The organism is Acinetobacter sp. YH16040_T (genome assembly GCF_024605785.1).
Classification (GTDB): domain Bacteria; phylum Pseudomonadota; class Gammaproteobacteria; order Pseudomonadales; family Moraxellaceae; genus Acinetobacter; species Acinetobacter amyesii.
In genome coordinates, this window is record NZ_CP094541.1 from 728,408 (window position 1) to 745,733 (window position 17,326).

The 17,326-nt window shown below is 40.8% G+C and carries 17 protein-coding genes; 12 read left to right on the forward strand and 5 right to left on the reverse strand.

Annotated features, from left to right (window positions below; genetic code table 11):
* Nucleotides 1-17 precede the first annotated feature (17 nt).
* The 3 genes from MST16_RS03455 to MST16_RS03465 all read left to right on the forward strand — a co-directional run bounded on the left by MST16_RS03455 (nucleotide 18) and on the right by MST16_RS03465 (nucleotide 4,301).
* Nucleotides 18-2,162, forward strand: coding sequence for a TonB-dependent receptor (locus MST16_RS03455; protein ID WP_180009887.1), 2,145 nt, complete (start codon nucleotides 18-20; stop codon nucleotides 2,160-2,162).
* A gap of 12 nt (nucleotides 2,163-2,174) precedes the next feature.
* Nucleotides 2,175-3,290 carry an NADH:flavin oxidoreductase/NADH oxidase gene (locus MST16_RS03460; protein ID WP_180009886.1) on the forward strand — a complete coding sequence of 372 codons (1,116 nt, stop codon included), beginning with the start codon at nucleotides 2,175-2,177 and terminating at the stop codon, nucleotides 3,288-3,290.
* A gap of 81 nt (nucleotides 3,291-3,371) precedes the next feature.
* On the forward strand, nucleotides 3,372-4,301 hold the full coding sequence (locus MST16_RS03465; RefSeq protein WP_180009885.1) for an AEC family transporter: 930 nt from the start codon (nucleotides 3,372-3,374) through the stop codon (nucleotides 4,299-4,301).
* Nucleotides 4,302-4,372: 71 nt separating this feature from the next.
* Here MST16_RS03465 and MST16_RS03470 read toward each other — a convergent pair whose 3' ends face one another.
* Entirely contained in the window at nucleotides 4,373-5,179 is an 807-nt protein-coding gene (locus MST16_RS03470) for a tetratricopeptide repeat protein (protein ID WP_180009884.1), read from the reverse strand.
* Nucleotides 5,180-5,428: 249 nt separating this feature from the next.
* On the opposite strand from MST16_RS03470, the gene MST16_RS03475 reads away from it, so the two are divergent.
* The gene (locus tag MST16_RS03475) at nucleotides 5,429-5,674 is read left to right on the forward strand and encodes a hypothetical protein (protein ID WP_078191141.1); all 246 of its coding nucleotides are present in this window, start codon (nucleotides 5,429-5,431) and stop codon (nucleotides 5,672-5,674) included.
* 206 nt (nucleotides 5,675-5,880) lie between these two features.
* On the forward strand, nucleotides 5,881-7,062 hold the full coding sequence (locus MST16_RS03480; RefSeq protein ID WP_180009883.1) for a sorbosone dehydrogenase family protein: 1,182 nt from the start codon (nucleotides 5,881-5,883) through the stop codon (nucleotides 7,060-7,062).
* A gap of 109 nt (nucleotides 7,063-7,171) precedes the next feature.
* Here the strand turns inward: MST16_RS03480 and MST16_RS03485 are convergent, their stop codons facing one another.
* The 4 genes from MST16_RS03485 to MST16_RS03500 form a co-directional block, all read right to left on the reverse strand.
* Complete coding sequence (locus MST16_RS03485) at nucleotides 7,172-7,693, reverse strand: hypothetical protein (protein ID WP_180009882.1); 522 nt, start codon at nucleotides 7,691-7,693, stop codon at nucleotides 7,172-7,174.
* A 137-nt stretch (nucleotides 7,694-7,830) separates the two neighbouring features.
* On the reverse strand, nucleotides 7,831-8,562 hold the full coding sequence (locus tag MST16_RS03490) for a folate-binding protein YgfZ (protein ID WP_257222577.1): 732 nt from the start codon (nucleotides 8,560-8,562) through the stop codon (nucleotides 7,831-7,833).
* A gap of 117 nt (nucleotides 8,563-8,679) precedes the next feature.
* Nucleotides 8,680-9,423: a multicopper oxidase domain-containing protein gene (locus tag MST16_RS03495; RefSeq protein ID WP_257245674.1), complete on the reverse strand. Its 744-nt coding sequence runs from the start codon at nucleotides 9,421-9,423 to the stop codon at nucleotides 8,680-8,682.
* 6 nt (nucleotides 9,424-9,429) lie between these two features.
* The gene (locus MST16_RS03500; RefSeq protein WP_180009881.1) at nucleotides 9,430-10,779 is read right to left on the reverse strand and encodes a multicopper oxidase domain-containing protein; all 1,350 of its coding nucleotides are present in this window, start codon (nucleotides 10,777-10,779) and stop codon (nucleotides 9,430-9,432) included.
* A gap of 591 nt (nucleotides 10,780-11,370) precedes the next feature.
* Here MST16_RS03500 and acnD point away from each other — a divergent pair.
* From acnD to MST16_RS17505, 7 genes are all read left to right on the forward strand, one after another.
* Nucleotides 11,371-13,989, forward strand: a complete 2,619-nt coding sequence (gene acnD / locus MST16_RS03505) for a Fe/S-dependent 2-methylisocitrate dehydratase AcnD (RefSeq protein ID WP_180009880.1) — start codon at nucleotides 11,371-11,373, stop codon at nucleotides 13,987-13,989.
* Nucleotides 13,990-14,159: 170 nt separating this feature from the next.
* Nucleotides 14,160-15,299, forward strand: coding sequence for a hypothetical protein (locus tag MST16_RS03510; protein ID WP_257222575.1), 1,140 nt, complete (start codon nucleotides 14,160-14,162; stop codon nucleotides 15,297-15,299).
* A gap of 106 nt (nucleotides 15,300-15,405) precedes the next feature.
* Nucleotides 15,406-15,636 carry an antitoxin gene (locus tag MST16_RS03515; RefSeq protein ID WP_078191134.1) on the forward strand — a complete coding sequence of 77 codons (231 nt, stop codon included), beginning with the start codon at nucleotides 15,406-15,408 and terminating at the stop codon, nucleotides 15,634-15,636.
* Complete coding sequence (locus MST16_RS03520; RefSeq protein ID WP_180009879.1) at nucleotides 15,636-16,055, forward strand: type II toxin-antitoxin system VapC family toxin; 420 nt, start codon at nucleotides 15,636-15,638, stop codon at nucleotides 16,053-16,055. The genes MST16_RS03515 and MST16_RS03520 overlap by 1 nt, the downstream gene beginning before the upstream one ends.
* Nucleotides 16,056-16,187: 132 nt before the next feature.
* Complete coding sequence (locus MST16_RS03525) at nucleotides 16,188-16,331, forward strand: zinc ribbon-containing protein (RefSeq protein ID WP_078191132.1); 144 nt, start codon at nucleotides 16,188-16,190, stop codon at nucleotides 16,329-16,331.
* Nucleotides 16,332-16,458: 127 nt separating this feature from the next.
* Complete coding sequence (locus tag MST16_RS03530; RefSeq protein WP_180009878.1) at nucleotides 16,459-17,034, forward strand: DUF4126 domain-containing protein; 576 nt, start codon at nucleotides 16,459-16,461, stop codon at nucleotides 17,032-17,034.
* A gap of 187 nt (nucleotides 17,035-17,221) precedes the next feature.
* Nucleotides 17,222-17,299: a DUF2569 family protein gene (locus MST16_RS17505; protein WP_180009911.1), complete on the forward strand. Its 78-nt coding sequence runs from the start codon at nucleotides 17,222-17,224 to the stop codon at nucleotides 17,297-17,299.
* The last annotated feature ends 27 nt before the right edge of the window (nucleotides 17,300-17,326 follow it).

Consider the following 17,326-nt stretch of genomic DNA (forward strand, 5'->3'; position numbering starts at 1 on the left):
GTCAAAATAGGTGCTCTATGCAAAGTAAATTTAACGTCACATCATTTAAGACACATTTACTTTGCCTGACGGCATGTATTAGCCAACAGCTGTATGCAGAAACAGGTTCTACGGAACCTGTTTTACTTCCTGAGATTACCATTGAAGCACCACGAACCAATACCACATGGTTAAAAACACCTGCATCGGTATACCGTGTACAGCAGGCTGAAAATAATAACAATACGGGTGTGAATCTGTCTGAAACCTTAAAAGGTGTGCCCGGACTGCAACTGAATAACCGTGAAAACTATGCACAAGACTTGCAACTGTCTATGCGAGGCTTTGGCGCACGTTCAACATTTGGTGTGCGTGGTATCCGTTTATATGTTGATGGTATCCCTGCCACCATGCCGGATGGTCAGGGACAGACGTCAAATATCGACATGAGTAGCTTAAATCATATCGAGGTATTAGGCGGTCCATTTTCCTCTTTATACGGCAACTCATCGGGTGGGGCAATCTTAACAACAACCAAGCAAGGTACTGGAAAAGACTCTATCGAACTCGGCTATTCGGGCGGCAGTCATCATAAAAGTCGTGCTGATATTGTGCTGCAAGGTGGCTCAGAACGGGCCAATGAGCCTAGCTATGTTGTCAGTTCTTCTTATTTTGAAACTGATGGTTACCGTGATCATAGTGCTGCAAATAAGGTACTCAGCAATGCAAAACTGACTTGGGATCTGGATGATGGTTCCAAGGTCAATTGGATTGTGAATCATGTGGATATCAATGCCGATGATCCACAAGGTCTGAATCGGGAGCAATTGCGTCAAAATCCGAAACAAGTTAATGATGCCAATAATACCTATGATGTACGTAAGGAAATTAGCCAAACTCAAACTGGGTTGACGTGGAAAAAACCATTGAATGAGCAGCATGAACTCAATGCAATGGTGTATATGGGGCAACGTGATGTCACCCAATATCAATCAATTCCAAAATGTGCTTTAAAAATAGGTACAAAAGATTGTATCCCGAATACCATTCAATTAAATCAAAGACATGCAGGTGGTGTGATTGATTTTAGCCGTGATTATTATGGAACAGATATTCGCTGGACAGGCAAAGACCTCTTGCCGAATACGCGTTTTACTGCAGGCCTTGCCTTTGATTATATGGATGAAGACCGTAAGGGCTATGAAAATTTTGATACCAATGGAAATTTTGGCAAGAAAGGCAATATTCGTCGAAATGAAAACAACACCTTGTGGAATTTAGATCCCTATGTCCAAGCTTCGTGGAATTTTTTACCCAATTGGACTTTAGATACAGGGCTACGATATAGCAATGTTCATTATGAATCTGACGATAAATATGTCGTGGGTTTAAATAAGGATGACAGCGGTAAAACAGATTATGACAAAGTTTTACCTTCAGCAGCAGTAAGCTGGAATATTGCGCCTCAACTAAATGCCTATGCCAGTTATGCAAAAGGTTTTGAAACACCGACCTTTACAGAAATGGCCTATTCCAAAGATGACGGCATGAATTTTGATTTAAAACCAGCCAGTAGCGATAACTACGAGCTTGGGCTTAAATCACAAAATGCATGGGGGAATTTCACTGCAGCGGTATTCCAAAGCAAAACTCAAGATGACATCGTCTCTGCAGGAAGTATCAATGGTCGTGCAACCTATAAAAATGCCGATAAAACCTTACGTGAAGGTGTTGAGCTTTCGTGGAATAAACAGCTATGGCGAGATTTAAGCGCGCAAGCAAGCTACAGTTATATCGATGCCACTTTTGATGCCGCAATTCCTGACAGTGATGTCGTCAAAGGCACTTATATACCGGGTATCGCCAAAAACCAAGCGTTTGCCGCACTGAATTGGCAGCCAGATATTGGCTTTAATGCCGGCCTAGATGTTCGCTATATGGATAAAGTCTATGTCGATGATGCCAACAGTGATGCCGCGTCGAGCTATACCGTGGTTTCTGCCAACGCAGGTTATGTGTGGAAACAAGCAGATTGGAAAGTCAAAACCTATGTACGTGCAGATAATTTGTTTGATGAGAACTATGTCGGTTCAGTGATCGTCAATGATGGAAACGGACGCTTCTTTGAACCCGCAGATGGTTTGAATTGGAGTGCAGGATTAAGTGTGACCAAAGCCTTCTAAAAGGAGAGTAATGTGGCGTTGTTATTTCAACCAATTCAGTTTGGAACATTGGGGCTGAGTAATCGAATCGTGATTGCACCCATGTGTCAATATTCTGCCAATGAGCAAGGGGAGTTAAGCTATTGGCATGAGCAACAATGGGCGAATTATGCCTTGTCAGGTGCCGGACTTTGTATCGTCGAGGCAACGGCCGTACAGGCAGAGGGGCGCATTAGCTATGCAGACCTCGGCCTTTGGAATGATATGCAACGTGCACAGATGAAGGCACTATTGGCCAAGGTGAAATCACTTTCACCTATGCCATTTGCTATCCAACTGGCACATGCGGGTCGTAAGGCATCGACAGATAAACCGTGGGCAGGACGTGGACAATTACCCCCAGATCATCCTCAAGGATGGCAAACTGTTTCAGCCAGTGATTTGCCCTTTAATGTCACAGATCATGCACCCCATGCTTTAAGTCGAGATGAAATCCAGCAGATCATTCAAGACTTTGCCGATTCAGCAAAACGAGCGGTAGATGCAGGCTTTGACTTAATTGAGCTACATGCCGCACATGGTTATTTGCTGCATCAATTTATGTCACCATTGTCGAATCATCGTAGCGATGAATATGGTGGCAGTTTGGAAAATCGCATTCGTCTAACCCTTGAAGTGTTCCAAGCCATGAAAAATGCCGTGCCTGAAGATTATCCAATAGGGGTACGTATTTCCGCAACTGATTGGATGGAATATACTGAAGCACCGAGTTGGGATCTAGACTCGGCTGTTGGCTTGTCAAAAGCGCTTGCACAACTAGGCACAGCCTATATTCATGTTTCTAGTGGCGGCTTAGATGTTGCGCAAAAAATTCAATTACAAGCCAGTTATCAAGTGCCCTTTGCAGAAGCTATTAAGCAAGCCGTTCAGGTTCCCGTAATTGCTGTGGGTTTAATTACCGAAGCAATGCAAGCCGAAGGCATCTTACAATATGGCATGGCAGATGCGATTGGTCTTGCTCGTGCAATTCAATATGACCCGCGTTGGCCATGGCATGCTGGTGCAGAACTCGGTGAAAATTTAAAAATTTCTCCGCAGTATTTACGCTGTCAGCCACATGCACAAAGAAGTCAATTTACGGCTTTCTAATTTTCAAAATTTATAACGGGCCGATCCACACTCTCAGGTTGAGGGTGTGGATGGAAGAGTCTATTACACAGGATATTTCGTATGGTCTTTGAGGTGATTGGTCCAATCTTTTTTCTTTTGGCCTTGGGATATCTGTCTGTAAAATGTAGTTTATTGAGTAAAGAACAGGTCGGAACCATTGGTGCATTTGTGATTAAGATTGCACTGCCGGCTTTGTTTTTTCAGTCATTAGCTTCTAAAGATTTGCATCAAATTTGGTATCCCGGCTATTTCTTTGTTTATACCGGAGTCACGTTTTTACTGTATGGCATGGCCTATTGGCTATTGTCGACACATTTTAAAAATAATATGTCGCAAACAGCGGTACTGTCATTAGGCGCTGGCATGTCAAATACAGGCTTAATTGGCACTGCAGTCCTAAGCTTATTGGTCGGTCAAAATGCGATGACCTATACCTCATTAATCGTCATCATTGAAAGTGTGCTGCTGATTCCAACGGTGCTGGTCCTTGCGCAATTAGGAAGTTCACAGCAAAAAGCCAATATTGGCGACATCATCAAAAATACCTTATTTACCCTGTTAAAAAATCCACTCTTTGCAGGGGTAATGTTAGGGATTGGATTTGCAATTTTCCAAATCCGTTTGCCTCATCAAATCAATGATGTACTGGCGATGTTAGGTCAAACGGCTTCACCACTGGCGCTGTTTGCAATTGGTGGGGGAATTGTCGGTATGAGCTTAAAGTATGTGAATGCTCAGAGCTTCTATTTGGTGATTTCAAGCAACTTGGTGATGCCTTTACTGACTTATTTGGGCTTACGCTATTTGACTGATGTCAGCCAAGAGATGTTATATGCAGGGACGATTATTGCCGCATTACCGATGCCGACGATTTTTGCCATGCTAGGACAAGTTTATGGCTTAAATGAAAAGACCTTAACGCCTTTGTTGATGAGTACCATCTTGGGCTTTGTCGTAACAGGTGTATTAATCAGTCTGTGGTGGGCGTGATTTTGATCAGCTCAAGATTTTCTTAACCCCATGAAAAAGCCCTGCATGTGCAGGGCTTTTTTAATGCTCAATTAACTCTTTTTCGCATTGGCTTTAGGTGGTTTAGCTTGTTCAGCAATCATTTTATCCACGGTTGCTAAAGATTCTTTGGCTTGCGGAATATTTTCTTTGGCTAATGCACTGAATATTTTTTTAGCTTCAGGCAAATTTTGCGGGATGATATTGCCATTTACAAACATATTGCCCACCGCCATCAATGCAGGGACATAGCCTTTTTTTGCTAACTCTTGAATGCTATTTAGACCTTGCTGAATAGGCTTTTCATTTTTAGCTTTAAAGCCCGCACTGATGTCATAAAGTGCTTTGGCATGAATCGCAGGGTAGTTGCCTTTTTTAATCAGCGGATCAAGTTTGCTGAGTGCCAATTTATCTGACTCAGGTTTATTTTCTGCAAAAAGTAAAATGGCATAGTCGATGGAGGCATCGTCAAAACCTGCCGAAGATGCGCGTTCTAAATATTGTTTGGCCTTATTGGTGTCTTGTTTTAAGCCCAGTGTGCCCGTTGCATAATTTTTACCTAAAACATAGTTAGCAACAGGGTAGCCTTTGGCTGCAGCCTGTTCATAGAGTTGGATGGCTTTTTTCTCATCCTTCGCTACGCCTTGACCTGTTTGAGTAAGATAGCCCAAATTATAAATAGCCTGAGCATTACCTTTTGCTGCAAGTTTGCTCAGTGTTTGGTAGGCGCCATTCATATCTTTGGCCTTGACCATGGCTTCCACTTTAGCAAATTCAGGATCGACGGCATCTGTTTTAGTTTCAGCAAAAGCCAATTGAGCGCTCATTGCTATAATGCTTGCGAGTAGGATTTTTTTCATCTTGAAACCTTTTGTAAATCATACACATAATTCCGTTTATGTGTTTTGGTGGTTATTTTTGTCGGTTTTTACATCATAGGTAGATTTACGTAAATGTAAAGTGAGGAATTGTGATTTAAAGCGTTTTTATAAAATAATGTTGATTGCCCTTAGCGCTTTAAATGCTATGACTTTATTGCATCAAAAGCCTTTGCAAAAAAGCAGGACTCTGATTTAATCGCGCATTGTTATTTTCTCTGGGGCAGCGCGATGTTTATTAAAGGCATTAAACGCAATTACGATAAAATTAATGCAGATGAATCGATTGCGGATGAAGATAAAATTGATGCGCTTTTGATGAAACTGGGTGCAGAGTTTTTAGTCAGTAAAGAGGATCGTGTTTATATTTTCAAAAAAGGCGATTTAGAAGCTAAATTTGATGCCAAACATGCGCGCGCCTATCATTTTAAAGAATATGTATGCAAAGATATGAATAAGTTATTTCATGGATTTTGATTAAAATCATGATTTAAAAACGAAGACGTGAGGGGGAATAAAGTTCCTCCTTATTTTGACTGTTGTGTACTGTAACAGCGTATGTGATTAAAAAAACTTTAATTTTCAAAAGTATAATATTTTCTAAAAATATAAATTGAATAAAATAGATACAAGGCATCTATGATGAATACAGATATATATGATTCATTGAGATGTATTTAAATATGATAAAAATAAGCGCCATCTTGATCCTTGGTTTCGTCTGTTCAATGACCAGTTGGGCTCAACAACCCAAGCTTGTACCTCATCCAATCCATTTAAAAAATGGCAAGCAGTTTTCATTAAATTTGCCTGCAAATTTCGAGATCATTCCTGCTGCTGAAGGTCTCAAACGGGTACGCTTTTTTGCGCAAGCGCCTGATCGCAGAATGTTTGTCACGGATATGTATGATCTAACAGATAATAAAAAAGGTACTGTATATATATTGGATGATTGGAATGCTGACACAGGTAAATTTGGCAAAATCATTCCTTATCTGACCGGTTTGAGAAATCCAAATTCAGTTCAGTTTTATACCGATGCTCAAGGACAGGATTGGCTCTATTTGGCGGAAACGCACCAACTGACACGGCAAAAATTCAACAAAGGAGAAACTCAGCCTTCGAGTAAGGCTGAAGTTTTAGCGACATTTCCCGATTATGGTTTGAGTTATAAATACGGCGGTTGGCATCTGACGCGGACGATTGCAGTCGGTGGAAATGGGAAGATTTATGTGTCGGTTGGCTCGAGTTGTAACGCCTGTGTAGAAAAAGAAAAAGTGCGAGCCTCAGTCATCGAGATGAATCCTGATGGTTCAGAGCAACGGATGTATGCGACAGGTTTGCGTAATGCAGTTGGATTAAAATGGATCGGTAGATTTCTATTTGCGACCAATCAAGGTTCTGATCATTTGGGAAGTAAAAAGCCAGATGAAACTTTTTATGCGTTAAAGCGGGATATCGATTATGGCTGGCCCGCATGTTATTCATGGCAGGGCAAAGTCTTGGCGGATGCTAAATTTAAACGTGCATCAGGCTGTAAAAATGTTCCATCGCCCTATGCTTATTTCCCTTCGCATTCCTCAGCACTGGGTTTTGATTATTTTGATCATCCAGACACAGATGCCACCATTAAAAATGCATTTTTAGTGGCCTTGCATGGCTCTACCGACGAGGCGATTGGTCATGGCTATCAAATTGCAATGATGCGTAAAGGACAAAAACTTGAAACCTTTATGGATGGTTTTTTAGTCGGTAAAACGGTAAATGGGCGACCCGCGGATATTTATAAGATCGATGAAAAATCTTTTTATTTTTCGGATGATCGGGCAGGGGTGATTTATTATGTGAGTGAAAAAAATGAGTGATAAAAAGCCAAAGTCTTTAGGCTTTGGCTTTGAGTGCTTAGGGATAGTCTGAAAATTTAGATGGTCAGACCAGATGTCAAAATTCTAGTTTATATACGGTCAAAAATGGCTAATCATAGCGTTTCAGTTCTAAGTCTTCATTCTTGAAATGGGCAATCGAAATATGATTATTTGCTGCAATATTCTTAAAGCGTAACCATAGAAAAAATTCAATAAGATTGATTCCAATTCCCCAAAAAGATGTATTTAAGAGGGTGAGTTGGGTGTCGTAGGCAACATGAAACTCGAAGCCTGTGCTACTGAAGCCAAAAGAGCTTTGCATAAAGAGAAAAAAGCCAGTTGTTACTTTTGGATAGTAAATGACTAAGGGTGTGATAATAATCGGGACAAGGCTTAAGCTGATCCAAAACAGTATTTTCAAGCCTAGAACATCTCTTTTCCAATATTTGATAGCGCCCATTAGCATGAAAAAGAGTTGGACATACAGTACAATAATAATAATCAAAACAAGTAGAGATAGCTGAATTGAAAGCAATTGATTGCCGAGTATGACCATGCCTAGAAGAGCAAAAAATCCGTAATAAAGGGCAATGATCTTGTGCTTTGGGTCTTGAAATTGTGTCTGATGCATCGTTATATAGTTTATTGTTAAAATTCGGAGTGCATTTTAGTTTAAAAATAGTCAAATTAACATGATGAATTTTAAAATTTAAAACTTAGATTTATTATAAAAGAAGATAGCTAAATGTAGCTATCTTCTGAATTTATTTAAGCTGACTGCGGACGTGCCACATCACCATTTAATGCTTCAGGCAAGGCTAAAACAGTTACATCTAACTCTTCTAAAGCTTCTGGGCGTGCCACAACTAAAGCTACATAACCATTTTCTACAGCCGCGCTATTGACCACTTGTACGCCTTTATTCAGCTGTTCGCCTTGTGCAGGCGCAGTTCCTGTGCCTTGAATTGCATGCAACCAAGCTTTTGGTTTGGCTTTAAACCATAAACGTGCAATCACTTCCTGACCCAAATAACAACCTTTGTCATAGTGGACGCCTTCACGCTGATGTAGACGTAACTCTTGCGGTTGGAACACATGTTCAATGGCTTGGTCAATATAGGCCTGACCCGCTTGAATCGCTTGAATTTCCCATGCTGCAACATCCGTCGGTTCCGAAGCAAATGTCGTTTCATCACCGACTAAACTTGGAAAAACTGTACCAGTTTCTTCAAGTTTCATCTTAGAAAATGCACCAAATTTTTTAATATGTTTGGCAAATTCTTCGGCTTGATCTGCTGTAGTGACAATAGAAAAACTTTCAGCACTGTGTTTGGTGAGCCATAAACCAAAGTGAATACGGCCTTTGAGGTCGCAGATTGCAGTATAACGTGTTGCATTTTCTTCAAGGCGTTCAACATGCAAAGTAACTTGCCCTTGTAGAAATTTTTGTGCATCGACACCGTTGAGAGAAAAAGATGTGAATGCCATAGACGTTGTCATGACCAGCCTCAGTATAAATTTTAGATATCATTAATCATGTTATTTTGCAGCAAGCCGCAGTGTTAGGCAAACAAAAAGCCCATATTGATATGGGCTTTTGTACAGCATAGATCGGTCTTAGTGATTGTGTGTCGGCATATCGCTTGCAGTCATATCTATAGTGGAATGATGTGAAGGCGGTTCACTATTACAATCATATTGGTCGCCACAAATACGCACGGTTTCCATCATGCCTTGATCTTCATGGTCTAAAATATGGCAGTGCAGCACGAAGTCGCCTTCAAATTTTTCGTACTTGCTGCGCACAAAGATTTTATAGCCCTGTTTGACGAAGAGCGTATCTTTCCAAACGCCTTTCATTCCATGATATTGCGAGTCAATATTTCCTGCACCATCTTTATCTGAGCTGCCGATCGCACTGACATCGACACCATTTTCATTCAATATTTTCACGACTTGGAATGGATTGACATGAATATGGAAGGGATGACTGGCAACATTACTGCTCAACTCCCACTCTTGGGTTTGCCCGATTGGAAGCTTGCGGACATAGCTATGGTGGGTATGGTCTTCATCATGGTAGGCATCGCCAAAGCTGATCAAGGTACCTTCTTCGGCATGACGAATACCAAATTTAAAGCTGCCATCTGTATTGAACAGAATGTCAAAGTTGGTGATTTGCTTCGCCATCGTTTTGAGCATTTCATCGACTTCAGCAGTCATTAAACTCGCATGCGAGATAAAGGCTGATAAATCACCCTGTTCGAGCTGTGCAATCACTTCTGGTGCCAGTTTTAGTTGGGTGGCCTGACTTTTTAAGAAGTTAAACGGCGTTTGCTGCGGTAGTTGGGTTGCTTGCACATTGACTCAACCGAGGAGCTGCGTATTGAGTTTTTCTTCCGGTGCGCGACGCAGTAGCGGACTTGATTCAGGCGCATTAATTTCATCTTCTAGATTCAGCTTGGCATCGTATACACAGTATTTATTGGTGGTCGGGAAAGAGAGCATGGCATCAAAGCGATAACCCGGCTGAAAAATTTCAATCCCTTGCTTTTGGATTTTTCTCATGGTCAAGCCGTCTTGTGCAAGGGTATATAATGGTAATGTTTTCAGCGTTTTAAACTGTGAAGACATCGACTTGCTTTGATATTTTTGACATTCACTAAGGGTTTGCTCTGCGGTAAAGAGCGCAGAATCAGGCAGTTCTTTGATGGTCAAAGCAATGGTGTCACGGATACCGCCGTGAATCATGCGCCAGCGGTGGTATTGGTTCTGATCCACCTTAATTTCACCAAACATTTTGCCATTGATACTGGTAAAACGATTTTCATCCGCCCATGAGGTGGGTATATCGAGTTTTGAATAATCTTCTAAGCTATAGATGCAGGGTGTACCATTCACTTGGCTTAAATTGCTGTCGCAATCTTCATTGTATTGAATCTGCTGGAATAGCATGATTTTTTCATGATCATACTGCTGGGTTTTTTGATTTTTCCATAAGACGTCCAAATCTCCAGTCTGCTGAATTTGCCCCTGACGAATGACAGGTTTCCGCTCTCCCTCAATAATCAAAGGGCCAGCCATGCCGCTTGAGACCTGAATCGCGGTTGAACCATGCACATGAGAGTGATACCAAAATGTTCCCGCAGGATGATTCGGTTCGATCTTAAATTCGTAATGAAAATCTTGCTGAGGTTTTAAGCTCAAAAATACGTTGTCACTATTTCCTTGCGGGCTAACCCAAAGACCATGTGTATGTAAATTTGTGGTGTTAAAACAGTTCCCTTGGTTAATATTGGTCACTGGACTTGGGCAGGTCTCTGTCGATTCAACAGGGAGATGATTGACCAGATGGATTTTTAAATTGTCACCTTGTTTCGCACGAATTTGTGGGCCAACCAGTACATCAGAAACACTGCCATCGGTATTTTTTGAGTTCCAGAGTTCAGGTTTAGTCAGATAGCCTCTGACTTGTAATAGATCATTCTCACCCGTTTCAGGGTCGTATAAGGCTTGGCGTTTATAGGCAATCAGCAGTTCATGCTCACCTTGTGCATTGGCTTTCAAACGTGGTGGATTCGAGACGACAGTCGGTGAGTCTACTTCCTCTTCTTGAATCGTCGAATCCGTTGTCGATTGGTCGTTGTCGCCACAGGCAATGAAGCTAAGACAGCTTAAGAGGCAGCCAGCCCCAATGATGGTTTTAAATTTTGTCATGATCTTTCCCCAAAGCATAATGACGGTAGAACAGTAATCGCTGATTTATTTAGCTAAGATTTTGTAAATATTGTGATTATTTTGGCGAGTACAGCGAATTACTGTTCTTGTATGTCGTGCTTTTATTATCTGAGAGAGGGGTGATTCGACGCTATCCCTGCAAATAGGGATAAATTGAGAATTAAGATAAAATAAATAATAAAACTGTGTTTTGATTCACATTGTGGCTTTGAGGCGCAATGAGCTAATGAAGTAATTTAATGCCTTGATTATTAAATACTAAAATTGATAAGACTGATTTTTAATCAATTTGGTTGATATTTAGATTAAATATTATGCAGTGCAATTTACCTTAGACTAAAGAATGAGGCGGATTTGCAGCTATTTTTCAAAAAAATTCATATTTAGAGCGAATATTCCAAAGTTAGTGTAACTAAATATTTCAAAAACCCCTATTTTTATATTTAACTATATGAAATATATGAGATTTGGGAAATGGGTTTTCGGCAGTGTAGTATGCCTATCGAACAAAGATGAATTGTCTATGAAAAAGACAACGCAAAAAAATGAAAGACCGAGGGCAGGAACGCTATGAACAACAACTACCGTAAACCGCTGCAAGGCACCCAGCTAGAATACTTCGATGTACGCCAAGCCGTAGAAGATATTCAGCCAGGCGCATACGCAAAACTCCCATATACATCTAAAGTCCTTGCAGAGCAGTTGGTTCGTAAATGCGACCCTGCAATCTTAGAACAGTCTTTAAAAGAACTGATTAACCGCAAACAAGACCACGATTTCCCTTGGTACCCTGCACGTGTGGTGTGTCATGACATCCTCGGTCAAACCGCATTGGTTGACCTTGCAGGCTTGCGTGATGCGATTGCAGACCAAGGCGGCGACCCATCAAAAGTCAATCCTGTTGTTCCAACGCAGCTGATTGTCGATCACTCTTTAGCTGTAGAGTTTGGCGGTTTTGACCCAGACGCATTTGAGAAAAACCGCGCGATTGAAGACCGCCGTAACGAAGACCGTTTCCATTTTATTGAATGGACCAAAACAGCCTTTGAAAATGTCGATGTGATCCCTGCGGGCAACGGTATCATGCACCAAATTAACTTGGAGAAAATGTCTCCAGTAATTCAAAACCGTGATGGTTTAGCATTCCCTGATACCTGTGTGGGTACAGATTCACATACCCCACATACTGATGCATTGGGCGTAATCTCTGTAGGTGTCGGCGGTCTAGAAGCTGAAAACGTGATGCTCGGCCGTGCATCTTGGATGCGTCTGCCAGACATCATTGGTGTAGAACTTGTTGGTCAGCGTCAAGCGGGCATTACCGCAACTGACATCGTGTTAGCACTTACTGAATTCTTGCGTAAAGAACGTGTAGTCGGTGCTTATTTAGAGTTCTTCGGTGAAGGTGCTGACAGCATGTCAGTGGGTGACCGTGCAACGATCTCGAACATGACCCCTGAATATGGCGCAACGGCTGCGATGTTCTACATTGACCAAAACACCATTGATTACCTGACTTTGACAGGCCGTGAAGCGGATCAAGTGAAATTGGTTGAAGGCTATGCCAAAGAAATCGGTCTTTGGGCGTCTGATATGACCGCTGCGGAATACCCGCGTGTACTGCGTTTTGATTTGTCGAAAGTAACCCGTAACATTGCAGGTCCATCGAACCCGCATGCGCGTGTATCGACGGCTGACTTAAAAGCGAAAGGCATTGCAGGAAACTTAGAAGCAGCACGTGCGCAAGAAGCAGAAGGTTTAATGCCAGATGGCGCGGTGATTATTGCTGCCATTACCTCTTGTACCAATACCTCTAACCCACGTAATACCGTTGCAGCAGGTTTGTTGGCACGTAAAGCAAATGAATTGGGTTTAGTGCGTAAACCTTGGGTGAAATCATCATTTGCACCGGGTTCTAAAGCAGCCGCTTTATACCTAGAAGAAGCAGGTGTACTCGGTGATTTAGAAAAACTGGGCTTTGGTATCGTGGCATATGCATGTACCACGTGTAATGGTATGTCAGGTGCTTTAGATCCAAAAATCCAACAAGAAATTATTGATCGTGATTTGTACGCAACTGCGGTACTTTCAGGTAACCGTAACTTCGATGGTCGTATCCATCCTTATGCAAAACAAGCGTTCTTGGCTTCGCCTCCACTCGTTGTGGCGTATGCCATTGCAGGGACGATTCGTTTTGATATCGAAACCGATTCACTGGGTAATGACAAAGACGGTAATCCAATTTACTTAAAAGACATTTGGCCGTCTGATGCTGAAATTGATGCATTGGTGAAAGAAGCGGTTAAACCTGAACAGTTTAAGAAAGTGTATATCCCAATGTTTGATTTGGGTGAGCGTGAAAAAGCGGCAAGCCCACTATACGACTGGCGTCCGCAAAGTACTTATATCCGCCGTCCGCCGTATTGGGAAGGGGCATTGGCTGCACCGCGTACCTTGTCAAATATGCGTCCGCTTGCGATCTTGCCTGACAATATCACCACAGACCATTTATCGCCTTCAAATGCGATCATGATGGATTCGGCTGCAGGTGAGTACTTACATAAAATGGGCGTGCCTGAAGAAGACTTTAACTCATACGCAACCCACCGCGGTGACCATTTGACTGCGCAGCGTGCAACATTTGCTAACCCGAAATTGTTCAATGAAATGGTGGTTCGTTCTGACGGCACGATCAAACAAGGTTCAAAAGCGCGTGTAGAGCCTGAAGGCGAAGTGATGCGTATGTGGGAAGCGATTGAAACTTATATGAACCGTAAGCAGCCGCTCATCATCATTGCAGGTAAAGACTACGGTCAGGGTTCGAGCCGTGACTGGGCTGCCAAAGGTGTGCGCCTTGCAGGTGTGGAAGTGATTGTGGCGGAAGGTTTTGAGCGTATTCACCGTACAAATTTGGTGGGTATGGGTGTGTTACCGCTTGAGTTTAAAGCAGGGACTGACCGTAAAACCTTGAAGCTTGATGGTACTGAGTTGTATAGCGTGATTGGTAATATTGCGCCGCGTTCTGACCTGACTTTGGTGGTAGAGCGTTCAACTGCTGATGGTAAAAATGAAATCATTAAAGTGCCTGTGACTTGCCGTTTGGATACCGAAGAAGAAGTGCATGTGTATGAAGCGGGCGGTGTATTGCAGCGTTTTGCACAGGATTTCTTGGAAGGGAATGTGGCTTGATGTAATTCTTTAAATCCTCCCCTTACGGAATATATTCCTCACCTTTGAAAAAGGAGGGAGTTCCCCTTTTTAAAAGATGAGAAGTATTACTTCGCAAGGGGGAGATTAAAGTATTTGATATTGTTTAAAAAAGACCCTACATTGATGTAGGGTTTTTTTGAGTTGGGAATATGAAGTTTACTAAAGAGATAAAAGTTCAATTAGAAAGAATATTTCAAGATTTCAAATTAACAGATCCTTCATCTGAAACTAAATTAGATGAAAAAACAGTAATATCTATTTCTCGTGAAGATTTTCCAGTAGAGTCTATACTCTTATTTACTCTTCATAAAATATGTGGATTTAGAACAATATCCAGATGGGATAAAATGCATTGGGGGATAATTTTTGAATATAAAGGTGCAGTAAATTTAATTAGCTCTCACAAATTTGGTTTAAGATTGTATAGTGAACGAATAGCAGATGTTGAGGCTATTCAGAAAGAATTAATTAATAAATTAAAGAAAAATATTAAGTTTATTGAAAAGAATATTTTGAATCAGTATGCAGAAAATCAAGTTGCATTAAATAATTTTACAATTCCAAATCTTTTCCATAAATTAAGTGGTCAATATTATTATTTTCGCGACCAATCTAAAAAAATTTTTAAAAAAGAAATTGATAACGTTATTAAGAATAAAGACTTTTCTAGCATGTTGAATACATTTTTTGCTAAAAGAGATTTAGAGCAGTACGCAGTGTATAACTCCTTGGCAATGATTGATTCATATTTTAGTCGGTTAGAACATATTTTAGTGCTTGCATTGCCTTTTTCAAAAAATAAGAAGGAATATGATATTAAGAAATTTATTGGTGAGTTTTGGTCTAAAAAATACAGTGAAGTTTTTGACTTAAGTAATCCAAATAGTAAAAGAATACATGATGAACTCACTTTAATTAAAGAGAAGTATAGGAATACTTTTGCTCATGGTGGTTTTGAAAAGAAAGGGCAATCATTTCATTTTCATTTAGAAAATTATGGAGTAGTTCCTGCGACAATGTCAGATTATAAAGATAGTGTTCACTTTAACTTTATACCGCTGAATGAAAGTGAATTTGAAAATATTTGTCTTTTTTTTGATGAAGTAGATAATTTTTTTAAAGAAAACTTAGAGGTTGCATGGATGTTTTGTAATAGTGGCTTAGATCTAGTAATGGATGATAAATCGCTCTCACAACTGCTAAAGAAAGCAGAGGATATAGATGTTTTTGGAGACTGGCTAGATAGTGAGAATGAGCACTTATGTAATTATATCAATGCTAATTATTAACATTAAAAACTCACACTGATTTTTACAAGATATTTATATTTTTGATTGAAAAACACTCAATAAATACCTATCATAAGATATATATCAAAACTGATGGAGTAGCCCTATGACTACCGCAAAAGTTTTTATGACAGGTCGCAGCCAAGCTATTCGCTTACCCAAAGAATTTCGCTTTGAAGGCAAAGAAGTTGAAATCTTCCGCCGTGGTGACGAAGTCATATTGCGTGAAAAACCGGTCACAGCAGATCAATTATTTAAAGTTTTGGCACAAATGCCAGACGACTTTTATGCAGAAACAAGAGTGGATGAACCACCGCAAGAACGAGAAGAGTTCTAATGCCAACACAATATTTATTAGATACCAATATTTGTATTTATATCACCAAGCATCAACCCGAAATTGTACGTCAGCATTTTGAAAAACATTTACCTGACGGCAATATTTTTATTTCAGTGATTACTTTAGGTGAACTTCGCTTTGGTGCGGAAAAAAGCCAATGGAAAGACAAAGCTTTCAAAGTTATCGATGAATTAACTTCAATCATTCCTGTTATAGAGTTAGATGAACACACCGCCGTACACTATGCTCAAATTCGAAAACAGTTAGCGCTTCAGGGGAAAATGATTGGCAATAACGATTTATGGCTAGCTGCGCATGCACGATCAAATAATTGGGTCATGGTCACAAACAATGAAAAAGAATTTCTGCGTGTAGACGAACTACAAGTAGAAAACTGGCTCAGCAAATCGCTGTAAACCCACCAAAATTTCCATTCGAAATTATGCTTTGCCTAAATGCCATTATCAATTGTCGAAATGACCAATAGACATTCATCACAAGAGAGTTATACTGAATCTACCATTTCTAAAAACACATGGAGAACAAAAATGGTTACTGCTGGTCAAAAACCCGGAACAGGCTTCTATTTTTGTGTTCAATGCGGACACCGCGTCTACTTAGAAATTGGTACTGATCGTTTACCACCGTGTACCAAATGCCAAGGCAATCAATTTAACAATAAGAATGCCTAAGCTGCAAAACACTAACAGTTATCCGCTGTTTAGAAAGAAAAGCCCTATCACTCGATAGGGCTTTTTGCTAACGTATAACACAGCATATATAAAAACAAATTGTACGTTTAACCGTTCGGAGAAGCCCATGGAAACAATATTAGGACTGTGTATCGGTATTGGCTTAAGTGCTGCCTGTGGCTTCCGTGTCTTTGTACCTTTATTGGCGATGAGTGTTGCTTCCATTTTAGGACTATTCGAACCAATGAAAGGATTCGAATGGTTGTCTATGCCTGCAGTATGTATCGGCTTAGCAATTGCGACGGTTTGTGAAATCGCCGCATACTATATTCCTTGGGTAGATAATGCCCTCGACACCATTTCAACACCTGCAGCCATGATTGCAGGGACCATCGCTACAATGGCAGTAAGCTCAGGTGAAATGTCACAGTTTGCCAGTTGGGCGGCAGCAATTATCGTGGGTGGTGGTACAGCAACAGCAGTGCAAATGAGTACCGTCGCTGCACGTGGCGTATCTACCGCAACCACAGGTGGTGTTGCAAATCCAATCTTATCTACAGGGGAATGGATTGGTGCTGCAGTCTTGTCAGTATTGGCCTTTTTAGTCCCATTTTTCGTGGTGATCTTAGTGATTGCAATCGTGATCTGGTTGGTTCGCCGCATACGCCAAAAACGAACTGTACAGGTCGATACCCCTTTATAAACCAATCAATATTTCACTCTAAAATGAATCCATCTTTTAGAGTGGGTGATCTGCGTTTTGTTTAATAAATATAAAATTAAAAATCAGAAACTGAGTATTAGCAAAGTTTGATAAAGATTATAAAAATTATAAGAAGCGCTACTGATACACAGACCATCATACAGTTAGAGACAGTACTTTCGGTTGTGTGATTTGGACGCCGTATTTGTTGATGTCAGTTCGAGTGAAAAATACCTTTACTCAACATTCCAAGCACTTGGCTTAAGCGCAAAAAATGCAATCGAGCAATCAA

Excerpts from the sequence above, each read along its gene's own strand:
- MST16_RS03480 (WP_180009883.1), top strand. The coding sequence starts at position 5,881 with ATGATAAAAATAAGCGCCATCTTGATCCTTGGTTTCGTCTGTTCAATG.
- MST16_RS03515 (WP_078191134.1), top strand. The coding sequence starts at position 15,406 with ATGACTACCGCAAAAGTTTTTATGACAGGTCGCAGCCAAGCTATTCGC.
- MST16_RS03455 (WP_180009887.1), top strand. The coding sequence starts at position 18 with ATGCAAAGTAAATTTAACGTCACATCATTTAAGACACATTTACTTTGC.
- MST16_RS03490 (WP_257222577.1), bottom strand. The coding sequence starts at position 8,562 with ATGACAACGTCTATGGCATTCACATCTTTTTCTCTCAACGGTGTCGAT.
- MST16_RS03500 (WP_180009881.1), bottom strand. The coding sequence starts at position 10,779 with ATGACAAAATTTAAAACCATCATTGGGGCTGGCTGCCTCTTAAGCTGT.
- MST16_RS03510 (WP_257222575.1), top strand. The coding sequence starts at position 14,160 with ATGAAGTTTACTAAAGAGATAAAAGTTCAATTAGAAAGAATATTTCAA.
- MST16_RS03520 (WP_180009879.1), top strand. The coding sequence starts at position 15,636 with ATGCCAACACAATATTTATTAGATACCAATATTTGTATTTATATCACC.
- MST16_RS03530 (WP_180009878.1), top strand. The coding sequence starts at position 16,459 with ATGGAAACAATATTAGGACTGTGTATCGGTATTGGCTTAAGTGCTGCC.
- MST16_RS03485 (WP_180009882.1), bottom strand. The coding sequence starts at position 7,693 with ATGCATCAGACACAATTTCAAGACCCAAAGCACAAGATCATTGCCCTT.
- MST16_RS03475 (WP_078191141.1), top strand. The coding sequence starts at position 5,429 with ATGTTTATTAAAGGCATTAAACGCAATTACGATAAAATTAATGCAGAT.
- acnD (WP_180009880.1), top strand. The coding sequence starts at position 11,371 with ATGAACAACAACTACCGTAAACCGCTGCAAGGCACCCAGCTAGAATAC.
- MST16_RS03470 (WP_180009884.1), bottom strand. The coding sequence starts at position 5,179 with ATGAAAAAAATCCTACTCGCAAGCATTATAGCAATGAGCGCTCAATTG.
- MST16_RS03465 (WP_180009885.1), top strand. The coding sequence starts at position 3,372 with ATGGTCTTTGAGGTGATTGGTCCAATCTTTTTTCTTTTGGCCTTGGGA.
- MST16_RS03525 (WP_078191132.1), top strand. The coding sequence starts at position 16,188 with ATGGTTACTGCTGGTCAAAAACCCGGAACAGGCTTCTATTTTTGTGTT.